Origin of the sequence: Pseudomonas sp. UBA4194 (genome assembly GCF_002379585.1) — a bacterium.
Lineage (GTDB): Bacteria > Pseudomonadota > Gammaproteobacteria > Pseudomonadales > Pseudomonadaceae > Aquipseudomonas.
In genome coordinates this window covers 5,324-18,039 of the sequence record NZ_DFUE01000068.1, presented here as the reverse complement: position 1 = coordinate 18,039, position 12,716 = coordinate 5,324, and the positions used below count along the sequence as shown (strand labels likewise).

Annotated in this window: 12 protein-coding genes and 5 tRNA genes (1 of these 17 cut by a window edge); 6 read left to right on the top strand and 11 right to left on the bottom strand. The window is 60.3% G+C overall.

All coding sequences use genetic code 11. The annotated features are described in order from the left end of the window. Positions 1-52: 52 nt before the first annotated feature. A complete protein-coding gene (locus B3397_RS16380; RefSeq protein ID WP_296251996.1) occupies positions 53-655 on the bottom strand; it encodes a peroxiredoxin in 603 nt (200 codons plus the stop codon). A gap of 202 nt (positions 656-857) precedes the next feature. Here B3397_RS16380 and B3397_RS16375 point away from each other — a divergent pair, with 202 nt between their 5' ends. Continuing rightward, complete coding sequence (locus B3397_RS16375) at positions 858-1,079, top strand: bacterioferritin-associated ferredoxin (protein WP_296251994.1); 222 nt, start codon at positions 858-860, stop codon at positions 1,077-1,079. A gap of 199 nt (positions 1,080-1,278) precedes the next feature. Next, positions 1,279-1,755 (top strand): bacterioferritin, encoded by a 477-nt coding sequence (gene bfr, locus B3397_RS16370; RefSeq protein ID WP_296251992.1) that lies wholly within the window; start codon positions 1,279-1,281, stop codon positions 1,753-1,755. 84 nt (positions 1,756-1,839) lie between these two features. Here bfr and grxD read toward each other — a convergent pair whose 3' ends face one another. Both grxD and B3397_RS16360 read right to left on the bottom strand, forming a co-directional pair. Then, complete coding sequence (gene grxD, locus B3397_RS16365) at positions 1,840-2,181, bottom strand: Grx4 family monothiol glutaredoxin (protein ID WP_296251990.1); 342 nt, start codon at positions 2,179-2,181, stop codon at positions 1,840-1,842. Positions 2,182-2,325: 144 nt separating this feature from the next. After that, positions 2,326-2,610, bottom strand: a complete 285-nt coding sequence (locus B3397_RS16360) for a hypothetical protein (protein WP_296251988.1) — start codon at positions 2,608-2,610, stop codon at positions 2,326-2,328. Positions 2,611-3,008: 398 nt separating this feature from the next. On the opposite strand from B3397_RS16360, the gene argF reads away from it, so the two are divergent. Together argF and B3397_RS16350 are read left to right on the top strand one after the other, a co-directional pair. Next, positions 3,009-3,929 (top strand): ornithine carbamoyltransferase, encoded by a 921-nt coding sequence (argF, locus tag B3397_RS16355; RefSeq protein WP_296251986.1) that lies wholly within the window; start codon positions 3,009-3,011, stop codon positions 3,927-3,929. Next, positions 3,926-5,011, top strand: coding sequence for an ABC transporter ATP-binding protein (locus B3397_RS16350; RefSeq protein ID WP_296251984.1), 1,086 nt, complete (start codon positions 3,926-3,928; stop codon positions 5,009-5,011). The genes argF and B3397_RS16350 overlap by 4 nt, the downstream gene beginning before the upstream one ends. Before the next feature lie 59 nt (positions 5,012-5,070). Here the strand turns inward: B3397_RS16350 and B3397_RS16345 are convergent, their stop codons facing one another. The 8 genes from B3397_RS16345 to uvrB all read right to left on the bottom strand — a co-directional run bounded on the left by B3397_RS16345 (position 5,071) and on the right by uvrB (position 11,157). Then, the gene (locus B3397_RS16345; RefSeq protein ID WP_296251983.1) at positions 5,071-6,030 is read right to left on the bottom strand and encodes a tRNA dihydrouridine synthase; all 960 of its coding nucleotides are present in this window, start codon (positions 6,028-6,030) and stop codon (positions 5,071-5,073) included. A gap of 95 nt (positions 6,031-6,125) precedes the next feature. Continuing rightward, positions 6,126-6,575, bottom strand: a complete 450-nt coding sequence (locus tag B3397_RS16340) for an acyl-CoA thioesterase (RefSeq protein ID WP_296251981.1) — start codon at positions 6,573-6,575, stop codon at positions 6,126-6,128. 118 nt (positions 6,576-6,693) lie between these two features. Continuing rightward, positions 6,694-6,769: transfer RNA gene (locus B3397_RS16335), tRNA-Glu, on the bottom strand. 43 nt (positions 6,770-6,812) lie between these two features. Next, positions 6,813-6,888 (bottom strand) — tRNA-Ala (locus tag B3397_RS16330). A gap of 53 nt (positions 6,889-6,941) precedes the next feature. Then, a tRNA-Glu gene (locus B3397_RS16325) sits at positions 6,942-7,017 on the bottom strand. A 69-nt stretch (positions 7,018-7,086) separates the two neighbouring features. Next, a tRNA-Ala gene (locus B3397_RS16320) sits at positions 7,087-7,162 on the bottom strand. A 183-nt stretch (positions 7,163-7,345) separates the two neighbouring features. Beyond that, on the bottom strand, positions 7,346-8,824 hold the full coding sequence (gene gltX / locus B3397_RS16315; protein WP_296251979.1) for a glutamate--tRNA ligase: 1,479 nt from the start codon (positions 8,822-8,824) through the stop codon (positions 7,346-7,348). A gap of 317 nt (positions 8,825-9,141) precedes the next feature. Then, positions 9,142-11,157: an excinuclease ABC subunit UvrB gene (gene uvrB, locus B3397_RS16310; RefSeq protein ID WP_296251977.1), complete on the bottom strand. Its 2,016-nt coding sequence runs from the start codon at positions 11,155-11,157 to the stop codon at positions 9,142-9,144. A gap of 278 nt (positions 11,158-11,435) precedes the next feature. Here uvrB and B3397_RS16305 point away from each other — a divergent pair, with 278 nt between their 5' ends. Both B3397_RS16305 and B3397_RS16300 read left to right on the top strand, forming a co-directional pair. Beyond that, complete coding sequence (locus tag B3397_RS16305) at positions 11,436-12,632, top strand: amino acid aminotransferase (protein ID WP_296251976.1); 1,197 nt, start codon at positions 11,436-11,438, stop codon at positions 12,630-12,632. Between the two features lie 59 nt (positions 12,633-12,691). After that, a tRNA-Asn gene (locus B3397_RS16300) sits at positions 12,692-12,716 on the top strand; it runs 63 nt beyond the window's last position.

Below are 12,716 nucleotides of genomic sequence, written 5' to 3'. Positions count from 1 at the left end.
GCGTACAGCCGCGAAGGCGCCGGTACAGGCGCCGTTTTTTTACGGGCGAAGCTTACAGCTTGCCGGCGTGCTCGCTCAGGTAGGCAGCGACGCCTTCAGGCGATGCGGTCATGCCCTTGTCGCCCTTCTTCCAGTTCGCCGGGCAGACTTCGCCGTGCTCTTCGTGGAACTGCAAGGCATCGACCAGACGCAACAGCTCGTCCATGTTACGACCCAGTGGCAGGTCGTTGATGATCTGCGAACGCACGACGCCGTGGGTGTCGATCAGGAACGCACCACGGAAAGCCACGCCGCCTTCGGACTCGACATCATAGGCTTTGCAGATTTCGTGCTTGGTATCGGCAGCCAGGGTGTACTGCACCTGACCAATGCCACCGGCGTTGACCGGCGTGTTACGCCAGGCATTGTGGGTGAAGTGCGAGTCGATCGACACGCCGATCACTTCCACGTTGCGCGCCTTGAATTCAGGGATGCGATTGTCCAGCGCGATCAGCTCGGACGGGCAAACGAAGGTGAAGTCCAGTGGATAGAAAAACACCAGCCCATACTTGCCCTTGATGGCGGACGACAGGGTGAAGCTGTCGACGATTTCGCCAGTGCCCAGTACAGCGGCAACATTGAAGTCCGGGGCTTGCTTGCCTACGAGTACGCTCATGCGGTATCTCCTGATTTCGGTGCAATGAAGGGACTGGATGATACACAGGTTTACGTGTCGTTTCCGCGAACCCCACTACCGCCGACCCCGCCATTGACCGTTCATCGCACCCCGCTAGTAGTGCTGGAAGTTGTTTTGACAAGCATTCTCATTACCATTAGGATCGAGCGCACTGAGTCCAACACAGCGACGGTCCTCTTTTATGTATGTCTGTCTTTGCCAAGGTGTCACCGATGGCCAGATCCGCGAAGCGATCTACGATGGCTGCTGCAGCTATCGCGACGTCCGCGAGACTCTCGGGGTCGCCATGCAGTGTGGTAAATGTGCGTGCCTGGCCAAAGAGGTCGTACGCGATACATTGACCGAAATACAGAGTGCCCAGACGTCCACCCTGCCCTATCCCGTCGAATTTACCGCCGCCTGATTTACCGCCATTTCAAAGAACCGGACCCAGGTCCGGTTTTTTTATGTCTGAAATACAATGACTTAGCCACAAATGCAGAACTCAGTCATTCTTATTCCGATTAATTTTCACTTATTATTCAATAACTTAGGTTTGACAGTAGCAGGTGTCGGGCTCAAACTTCGGCCTATCGATCTCTCCACCCGCGAAGGCCCCGAACATGAAAGGCGATATCAGCGTCATCCAGCATCTCAACAAGATCCTCGGTAACGAGCTGGTCGCTATCAATCAGTACTTCCTACACGCACGCATGTATGAAGATTGGGGCCTGAACAAGCTTGGCAAGCATGAGTACAAGGAATCCATCGATGAAATGAAGCACGCTGACAAATTGATCAAGCGTATTCTGTTTCTTGAAGGCATCCCGAACCTGCAAGAGCTGGGCAAGATCCTGATCGGTGAGCACACCAAAGAGATGCTCGAGTGCGATCTCAAGCTGGAATACAAAGGCCTGGCCGACCTGAAGGCCGCCATTGCTCACTGTGAAACTGTCGGTGACTTCGGTAGCCGCGAGATGCTCGAAGACATCCTGGAATCCGAGGAAGAACATATCGACTGGCTGGAAACCCAGCTCAGCCTGATCGACAAGGTAGGTATCGAAAATTACCTGCAGTCGAGCATGGGCGAAGAAGCGTAATCATCGCCCAACAAAAAGCCCCGCACTGTGCAAACAGGCGGGGCTTTTTTCATGGAGCCGGCAACAGGGCCAGCCCATCGAAGATCAGGCGTCGGCCTTGACCGCGGCTGCCTTGGCGCTCGCTTCCTTGATCAAGGTCTGCAACTCACCGTTGGCGGCCATTTCGGCCATGATGTCGCTGCCGCCAACCAGTTCGCCGGCTACCCACAGCTGCGGGAAAGTAGGCCAGTTGGCGTATTTGGGCAGGTTCGCGCGGATTTCCGGGTTCTGCAGGATATCCACGTAGGCGAATTTCTCGCCGCAACCCATGACGGCCTGTGCAGCCTTGGCCGAGAAGCCGCATTGCGGAGCATTGGGCGCGCCTTTCATGTAAAGCAGGACTGTGTTGTTGGCAATCTGCTCTTTGATCGTTTCGATAATATCCATGGAGCACCTCGCTCGGCTTCTGTATCCGATAGATTAGGTCCGACAGTCGACTGGTCGGCACGGTGCGCCATTGTAACAGGAAAGCCGAGCGTCACGCTCGGGCTCTTCGGTACGGCATGACCGAATCGACGCGCAGGCCGTCGCTCAATTCATCGCAGAAGGCACCTGCAGCTGAATTTCCAGCACGGTTTCGATCTCTTCCTGAGCTACGTGAACGCCGGTCAGCTCGCCAATCAGACGCCAGTGATCGTCCAGTCCGGTGCTGATGGTCGCCATACGGTCGATCATGCGCTTGCCGGCACTGCGAGTGACCTCATCGTCGCTGCGCAGGAGCTCGAAAGACATCGAAGTCATGGAAGCAGTGAGGTGGGTCAAGGTTCGGGCGGTCAGCCCCAGCAACTCGACCAGCTGTTGTTCTTTCGATTCCATTCCATGAGCTCCGTGAATCTTGCCAGGCCTCTTTATAACTCAGAGGCCGCATTAAGGAAACGTCACGTGGTCAGCTGGGTGGCTTTATGACATGGGCCGCGCTGTTCACTGCAAGAATAGACGAATGGGAGACGCCAGTGGTTCAGCTTTTCACCTGCCCGGCGGTCTTGCGGCGATCAACGAACCGCACCCGCAGCGCTTTGGCAAACATGGGTTGTTACAGGTGTCTGCACAGCAAAAATTCAGGCCCCTATTGGTAAAAGGCGACAGTTCCTTATAGGATGGCGTCTTCCCTTAAATTTCGTCGCCCTGTGCGGCTTTCGCTGCAGGTCTCACCCGTTTTTCCGAAAAACCTGGTTCTGAGCATCTGCGGTCTGTGGCAAAAAAGGTAGTCAATGATGAGCGCAAGGCACTTTCTCTCCCTGATGGATTGCACGCCCCAAGAGCTGGTCAGCGTCATCCGTCGAGGGGTCGAGCTCAAAGACCTGCGTAACCGCGGCGTATTGTTCGAGCCCCTGAAGAATCGGGTACTAGGCATGATCTTCGAGAAGTCCTCGACGCGTACCCGGCTGTCCTTCGAAGCCGGCATGGTGCAGCTGGGCGGCCAGGCGATCTTCCTGTCTCCACGCGACACCCAGCTTGGCCGTGGCGAGTCCATCGGCGACTGCGCCATCGTCATGTCGCGCATGCTCGACGCGGTGATGATCCGAACGTTTGCCCACAGCACCCTGACCGAGTTCGCCGCCAACTCCCGCGTACCCGTGATCAACGGCCTGTCCGACGACTCTCACCCTTGCCAGCTGCTGGCCGACATGCAGACGTATCTGGAACACCGCGGCTCGATCCAGGGCAAGACCGTGGCCTGGATCGGCGACGGCAACAACATGTGCAACAGCTATATCGAAGCGGCCATCCAGTTCGATTTCCAGCTGCGCGTCGCCTGCCCCGAGGGCTATGAGCCCAGCGCGCAATTCGTCGAGCAGGCGGGCAGCCGCGTGACAATTGTGCGCGACCCCAAGGAAGCCGTACGCGGCGCCGACCTGGTCAGCACCGACGTCTGGACCTCCATGGGGCAGGAAGACGAGACAGCGCGCCGGCTGGCCTTGTTTGCCCCGTATCAGGTCACCCGCGAACTGCTCGACCTGGCCGCGCCGGATGTGCTGTTCATGCACTGCCTGCCAGCTCATCGGGGTGAAGAGATCAGCCACGACGTGCTCGACGACCCCCGCGCGGTGGCGTGGGACCAGGCGGAGAACCGTCTGCACGCACAAAAAGCGCTGCTCGAGTTTCTGGTCGCGCCAGGGTATCGCCCAGCATGAGCCAGCCGCTGCTGCTGAATCTGCGAGAGCTTGCCTGCGGCTACGGTGGCCAGCGAGTGGTGCAGAACCTGAACCTGCACCTCAACGCGGGCGACATTGGCTGCCTGCTGGGCTCCTCCGGCTGCGGCAAAACCACCACCCTGCGCGCAATCGCAGGCTTCGAGCCGGTGCACGAGGGTGAAATCCATCTGGGTGGCGAAGTCATCTCCAGGGCCGGCTTCACGCTGGCACCGGAGAAACGCCGCATCGGCATGGTGTTCCAGGACTACGCACTCTTCCCTCATTTGACCGTGGCCGAGAACGTCGCCTTCGGCATCCGCAAGCACCCGCAACAAGCGCGAGTGATCAGCGAGATGCTCGAGCTGGTGAACCTGGGCGGCCTGGACAAACGCTACCCCCACGAGCTCTCCGGCGGTCAGCAACAGCGCGTGGCGCTGGCGCGGGCCCTGGCGCCTGAACCGCAGCTGCTGCTACTGGACGAGCCGTTCTCCAACCTCGATGTGGAACTGCGCCGACGCTTGAGCCATGAGGTCCGCGACATACTCAAGAGCCGCGGCACCAGTGCCATTCTGGTGACCCACGACCAGGAGGAAGCATTCGCGGTCAGCGACCATGTCGGCGTGTTCAAGGAAGGCCGACTGGAGCAATGGGATACCCCCTACAACCTTTACCACGAGCCGGCGACGCCGTTTGTCGCCAGCTTTATCGGCCAGGGCTATTTCATCCGCGGGCAACTGACCAGTCCCGACACCGTGACCACCGAACTGGGCGAACTGCGCGGCAATCGCGCCTACACCTGGCCTGCGGGCAGTGCCGTGGATGTGTTGTTAAGGCCCGACGATCTGGTGCATGCGCCGGACAGCGCACTGAAGGTACGAATCATCGGCAAAAGCTTCCAGGGTGCCGCGACGCTGTATCGACTTCAGCTTGCCACTGGCAGCCAGCTGGAGGCCGTGTTTCCCAGCCACATCGACTATGCGCCCGGCACGGACGTCGGCATCCAGGTCGCAGCCGATCATCTGGTGCTGTTCGCCGCTGCTGGCAGCACCCCCGTGCAGTCCGGGGTGCGCCGGCACGCCTGACGGCCCGATCTTGCACACAAAAAAGGCGACCATGGGTCGCCTTTTCTTCGCCTGCCATATCACGCCGCCTGAGAAGCCTCGCCGCTGAGCAGCTGTTCTACACGATCGCAGTCCTGCTCACGGCGCAGCAAAGTGAACAGCTCGACAGCTTGCGGATAGGTCCTGGTCAGCATCGCCACCCACTGCTTCAGACGGCCCGGCGCCTGACGAGGCGTGAGCTGCTCCCTGGCCTGGCGCCAGAACTCGCGGATCAGTGGCATCAGCTCGGCCCAGGTCATCTCCGGCAGGTCGACACCCTGTCGCGCCGCAGCGATCTGGCGAGCAAGGTCGGGGCGCGAGACCAGGCCGCGACCCAACATGAAGTCCTCCGCTCCGCTGATCTCGCGGCAGCGTCGCCAGTCTTCCACGGTCCAGATCTCGCCATTGGCATACACGGGCACCTTGACTACATCCTGCACCCTGGCCACCCACTCCCAGTGGGCAGGCGGCTTGTAGCCATCGACCTTGGTGCGCGCGTGCACCACCAAAACGTCGGCACCGCCTTCTGCCAGGGCCGTGGCGCATTCGATGGCGCTGTCGGGCGTGTCGAAACCCAGGCGCATCTTGGCGGTCACGGGAATCTCACTGGGCACGGTGCGCCGAACCTCCTGGAGGATGCGATGCAACAGTTCGGGTTCCTTGAGCAATACCGCCCCGCCTCGGGACTTGTTCACGGTCGTGGCAGGGCAACCGAAATTCAGGTCGATGACGGGCGCACCCAGGGTGCAAGCGAACGCGGCGTTGTCGGCCAGTGCCACCGGATCAGAGCCCAGCAGTTGTACGCGCAACGGCGTGCCGGCACGCGTGACCGAGCCTTCCAGAAGTTCGGGTCCGAACTTGTGATAATAAGCCGCGGTCAGCACACGCTCATTGACGCGTATGAACTCGGTGACGCACCAATCGATGCCGCCTACCTGAGTAAGGACATCGCGCAGGATATTGTCGACCAGGCCTTCCATGGGCGCCAAGGCTAGTTGCATGGGTGTTTCTCGGGACAGAGGGTTTCAAAGGGGGCGGATATTAGCAGAAAAGTCCGGCGTGGCTGTGCTGACCTCTTCGCGCCTTCAGGCCGCGACTACAGACCACCGCCCTGCGCCGCCAGCAACGCCGGCCCGTAGCCCTGCACAAACTCCGCCGGCATGCGCTTGGGCTTGCCACTGGACAACTCGATGCACACGAACGTGGTACGCGCGCGCAACAGCACCGCGCCATCGCGCGGCCGCACCAGCTGAAACTGGCGGGTCATCTTCAGGCGCTGATCCCAATCGACGATCCAGGTACCCAACTGCAACTCATCCTCTTCGTAGGCGCTGGCCAGGTAATCGATCTCGTGGCGGACCACGGCCATGGCGCGATCCAGACGGCGATATTCCACCAGATCCAGCCCCAGCGACTGGGAATGGCGCCAGGCGCAGCGCTCCAGCCAGGTGACATACACGGCGTTATTGGCATGGCCAAGGCCATCGATGTCTTCAGAGGTGACAGCGAGGTCGATGACAAAGGGGGTGGGTCGATCCCAATTCATGAAGGCTCCGGCAGGCTGTGGAGCAGACAGTTTAAGGGAATTTTTGCGGAGGGCAGAAAAACAAAAGGCTCATTCAATAATCGAATGAGCCTTATAAGTCCCGCAGAGCGGGTAATCGTGGCGTCCCCTAGGGGACTCGAACCCCTGTTACCGCCGTGAAAGGGCGGTGTCCTAGGCCACTAGACGAAGGGGACGCAAAACCTTCAATCAAGCCCGCCGAAGCGGACTCTGGCAAATTGGTGGAGCTAAACGGGATCGAACCGTTGACCTCTTGCATGCCATGCAAGCGCTCTCCCAGCTGAGCTATAGCCCCGAATTTATCGCCCTGCGGCGGGATGCAGACTTCACTCTGCATCTCTGTACAACTGGCGTCCCCTAGGGGACTCGAACCCCTGTTACCGCCGTGAAAGGGCGGTGTCCTAGGCCACTAGACGAAGGGGACAAACCTTCTACCATGATCAGTCTGGATCTGATCTGCCTGATGTCAAACCGCGACATGCAGGTTGGAATTTGGTGGAGCTAAACGGGATCGAACCGTTGACCTCTTGCATGCCATGCAAGCGCTCTCCCAGCTGAGCTATAGCCCCAAACAGTGTGTTGCTGTGTGGACGGGGCGCATATTAAGGCGACCATGAAGACCTGTCAAACTTATTTTCAAGATTTTTTGATTTTTTTTTATTGGGATAACAGGGACTTACCGGTGAGTCGGGTTGGAGAGGGGGGACGCGGCTTACGCCGCTGCTACAGGGCGGCTACGCCGCCCCGGAGCGTCAGGCGATGGTGCCGAGCAGCTTTTCCCATTCCTTGTTTTCTTTCTTGGATACGCCGCCCAGCAAGTCCAGGGCTTGGCGCAGACGGAAGCGGGTCAGATCAGGCCCCAGGATCTCCATGGCGTCCAGCACCGAGACCGAGCTGGCCTGCCCCGTGATCGAGGCGAACATCAGCGGCATGGCATCACGCAGCTTCAACTCCAGCGATTCGACCACTGCTTGGAGGGTAGCGGTGATGCGTTCCTTGTCCCACTGGCGCAGGCTTTCGAGTTTCCACAGGATCAATTGCATCAGCTGACGCACCTGATCAGGGGACAGCTTCTTGCTCTCGAACAACTTGGCATCCAGCTGCAAAGCGCCGGCGAAGAAAAACCCGCCCAATGGCGCGATCTGGCTGAAGGTTTCCACCCTGCCCTGCACGTGAGGCGCGATCTTCATCATGTATTCGGGGTTGAATGCCCACTTCTGCACCCGGGCTGCGAATTCTTCCACAGGCAGGTCGCGCAGCCACTGGCCGTTGAGCCACGACAGCTTCTCGATGTCGAAGATCGGCCCGCCCAGAGAGACCCGCGACAGGTCGAAATGCTCGACCATCTCGGACAACGAGAATTTCTCGCGCTCATCCGGCATGGACCAACCCATGCGCCCCAGATAGTTGAGCATGGCCTCGGGCATGAAGCCCATGCGCTCGTAGAACGTCACCGAGGTAGGGTTCTTGCGTTTGGACAGCTTGCTCTTGTCCGGGTTACGCAGCAGCGGCATGTAGCACAGCGCTGGCTGCTCCCAGCCGAAGTATTCGTAGAGCTTCATGAGCTTGGGCGCCGAAGGCAACCATTCTTCGCCGCGCAACACGTGGGTGATGCCCATCAGGTGGTCGTCGACGACGTTGGCCAGGAAGTAGGTAGGCAAACCGTCGGTCTTCATCAGTACCTGCATGTCCATGCGGTCCCATGGGATCTCGACATTGCCGCGCAGCATGTCAGGCACCACGCAGACGCCTTCGGTGGGTACTTTCATGCGAATGACGTGAGGCTCGCCAGCGGCCAGGCGACGCTGGACTTCCTCGGCGGACAGCAGCAGGGCACGACCGTCGTAGCGTGGCGTTTCGCCCCGTGCGGTTTGCTCGGCACGCATCTGGTCCAGCTCTTCGGCGGTGCAGAAGCACGGGAAGGCATGGCCCAGGTCGACCAGTTGCTGGGCGTACTTCTTGTAGATATCGCCCCGCTCGCTCTGTCGGTAAGGACCGTGAGGGCCGCCAACGTCCGGACCTTCGCTCCACTCGATGCCCAGCCAGCGCAGGGCGTCGAAGATCTGCTGTTCGGACTCGCGGGTCGAACGCAGTTGATCGGTGTCTTCGATGCGCAGGATGAATTCGCCGCCATGCTGCTTGGCAAAGCAATAGTTGAACAGGGCGATGTAAGCCGTGCCGACATGGGGGTCGCCGGTGGGCGATGGGGCGATACGCGTACGAACGGTCATGGAGGGTCTCGAGCAGGTTGAATCGAAACGCGGATGGTAGCAGGGAGTGGGGGGCGGGCTCCAGAATCGTGATCGTGTGGCTGCGGGTGTAGGGGATCGGCCGGGAACAGCGGTGCGGGCATCGCGGGCAGAGCCCGCTCCCACAGGGGCGGGTTGGCCGCGGGATTGCGGTGAGGGCATCGCGGGCAGAGCCCGCTCTCACAGGGGGCGGGTTGGCAGCGGGATCGCGGTGGGGCACAGTCTGCTGACACAAGGGTCGAGCAGGTGACTCGGGCCCTGTGGGAGCGGGTTCTACCCGCGATGGGCGCGGCGCGGTGTCAGACTTTGAGCAACCGTTCCCGCAGCTTGCCGATCTCGTCGCGCATCTGCGCTGCAGCCTCGAATTCCAGATCTCGAGCCAACTGGTACATCTTCTCTTCCAACTGCTTGATGCGCTTGGTGATCTCGCTAGGTGAGCGCAGTTCGTTCTCGTACCGTGCGTTCTCCTCGGCAGCCTTGGCCATGCCCTTGCGCTTCTTGCTGCGCGAGCCCGGCACGGTAGCGCCTTCCATGATGTCGGCGACATCCTTGATGACACCTTTGGGTACGATGCCATTGGCCTCGTTGAACGCAATCTGCTTGTCACGCCGACGCTCAGTCTCACCTATCGCCCGCTCCATCGAGCCGGTCATGCGATCGGCATACAGAATCGCCCGCCCGTTAAGGTTGCGCGCCGCCCGGCCAATGGTCTGGATCAGCGAACGCTCGGAGCGCAGGAAGCCCTCTTTATCAGCATCCAGAATCGCCACCAACGACACCTCGGGCATGTCCAGGCCCTCGCGCAACAGGTTGATGCCGACGATCACGTCGAACGCTCCCAGACGCAGGTCGCGGATGATTTCCACACGTTCCACCGTATCGATGTCCGAGTGCAGGTAGCGCACTCGCACGTCGTGATCGGCCAGATAATCGGTCAGATCTTCGGCCATGCGCTTGGTGAGCACGGTCACCAGGATGCGATCGTCGGTGGCCACACGCTTGCGGATCTCCGACAGCAGGTCGTCGACCTGGGTGGTCGCCGGGCGCACTTCCACCTGGGGGTCGACCAACCCGGTCGGGCGCACCACCTGCTCGATGATTCGGCCGGCATGCTCTTCTTCATAGGGCCCGGGTGTGGCGGAAACGAAAATGGTCTGCGGACTCACCCCCTCCCACTCATCGAAGCGCATGGGTCGGTTGTCCAACGCCGACGGCAGGCGGAACCCGTATTCCACCAGAGTTTCCTTGCGCGAGCGGTCGCCCTTGTACATGGCCCCGACCTGCGGAACGCTGACGTGGGACTCATCGATCACCAGCAGTGCATCGGCGGGCAGGTAGTCATACAAGGTGGGCGGCGGCGCACCGGAAGGCCGGCCCGAGAGGTACCGCGAATAGTTTTCGATGCCGTTGCAGTAACCCAATTCCAGAATCATTTCCAGATCGAAACGGGTCCGCTGCTCCAGCCGCTGGGCTTCTACCAGCTTGTTCTTGTCACGCAGGTAGTCCAGACGGTCCTTGAGCTCTTCCTTGATGCCCTCGACGGCCCCGAGCAGGGTCTCGCGCGGTGTAACGTAGTGACTCTTGGGGTAGAAGGTGAACCGTGGCAACTTGCGCGTGACCTCACCGGTCAGCGGATCGAACGCGGCAATGTTCTCGACTTCATCGTCGAACAGCTCGATTCGAATGGCCTCGAGGTCCGATTCCGCCGGGAAGATATCCACCACGTCGCCGCGCACGCGGAACGTGGCCCGGGCGAAATCCATCTCGTTGCGGGTGTATTGAAGATCGGCCAGACGCCGCAGCAGGGCGCGCTGGTCCAGTTTGTCGCCACGGTCCACGTGCAACACCATCTTCAGATAGGTTTCCGGGCTGCCGAGACCGTAGATACAAGAGACCGTCGTTACAATGATGGCGTCCTTGCGCTCCAGCAGCGCCTTGGTCGCCGACAGGCGCATCTGCTCGATGTGGTCGTTGATCGACGCATCCTTCTCGATGAAGGTGTCGGACGACGGCACATAGGCCTCAGGCTGGTAGTAGTCGTAGTAAGAAACGAAGTATTCCACCGCGTTGTTCGGGAAAAACGCCTTGAACTCGCCATACAACTGCGCCGCCAGGGTCTTGTTCGGCGCCAGCACCAAGGTCGGGCGCTGCACCTGGGCGATCACATTGGCGATGCTGAAGGTCTTGCCTGAACCGGTTACGCCCAGCAGCGTCTGGTGCGCCAGGCCCGCCTCGATACCTTCCACCATCAAGCGAATGGCTTCAGGCTGGTCGCCGGCGGGCTGGAAACGGGTGACGAGCTGGAACTCGGACATGACTTACCTCTTGAGTTGCAACAATCGGACGTTTCCGACTGTATTTATAGACAGTACTTATACCTAATTGGCGCCCCCTCTGACCAGTTTCAAGACCCCATGGGGCCGAACACCGATCGACGAGACCAACGGTCGAGAAATAATCCGGTAAAACCTTGTGCAACCTGTCGCCCCACGGCGCAGGCATCTCTATACTGACTCCCCGTTTGTGCACCGCTCAGTGCATTGCAATGGAGCGGTGCATCCCCCTTCACTCTCCTTTCAGAGCTACGGTAAAAATGAGCCTGTTTTCCGCTGTCGAATTGGCACCCCGCGATCCTATCCTGGGCCTCAACGAAGCATTCAACGCCGATACCCGCACCGACAAGGTGAACCTGGGCGTGGGCGTTTACTGCAACGAAGAGGGGCGAATTCCCCTGCTGCGCGCGGTCATCGAAGCCGAGACCCAGCGCGTTGCACAGCATGCCGCTCGCGGCTACCTGCCCATCGACGGCATTGCCGCCTACGACAAAGCCGTACAGACCTTGCTGTTCGGTGCCGAGTCGCCGCTGCTGGCCGCTGGCCGGGTAGTCACCACTCAGGCTGTGGGCGGTACCGGAGCCTTGAAGATCGGCGCCGACTTCCTCAAGCAGCTCTCGCCCAACGCCGTGGTCGCCATCAGCGATCCAAGCTGGGAAAACCACCGCGCGCTGTTCGAAACCGCAGGTTTTCCGGTACAGAACTACCGCTACTATGATGCGACCAGCAACGACGTTAACCGTTCCGGCATGCTCGAAGACCTGCAGGCCTTGCCTGCCGGTTCCATCGTGGTATTGCATGCGTGCTGCCACAACCCCACCGGCGTCGATCTGACTCCGGCCGACTGGGTCAAGGTGCTGGAAGTGGTCAAGGCCAAGGGTCACGTGCCGTTCCTGGACATGGCTTATCAGGGCTTCGGCGAAGGTATCCACGAAGACGCCGCCGCCGTGCGCCTGTTCGCCGACTCCGGCCTGAGCTTCTTCGTCTCCAGCTCGTTCTCCAAGTCGTTCTCGCTGTACGGCGAGCGTGTCGGTGCCCTGTCGATCATCACCGAGTCCAAGGAAGAAAGCGTTCGCGTGCTGTCTCAGGTCAAGCGCGTGATACGCACCAACTATTCCAACCCGCCTACCCACGGCGCCATGATCGTCGCCAACGTGCTCAACAGCCCCGAGCTGCGCGCCATGTGGGAAGAGGAGCTGGGTGAAATGCGCCAGCGTATTCGCGGCATGCGCTTGCAGATGGTCGAAGGCCTGGCCGCTCAGGGCGCCAACCGCGACTTCAGCTTCGTCGCCCGCCAGGCCGGCATGTTTTCCTACTCGGGCCTGACGGCCGAGCAGGCAGGCCGTCTGCGCAGCGAGTTCGGCATCTACGCTCTGGACACCGGGCGCATCTGTGTGGCCGCGCTGAACCAGCGCAACATCGATGCCGTGATCAAGGCAATCGTCCAGGTGCTGTAAGCAAAATGATCAGGGGAGGCTTGACTTCCCCTTATCAATCAGTAACATACGCAGCAGATTCCGCGATAGCTCAGTTGGTAGAGC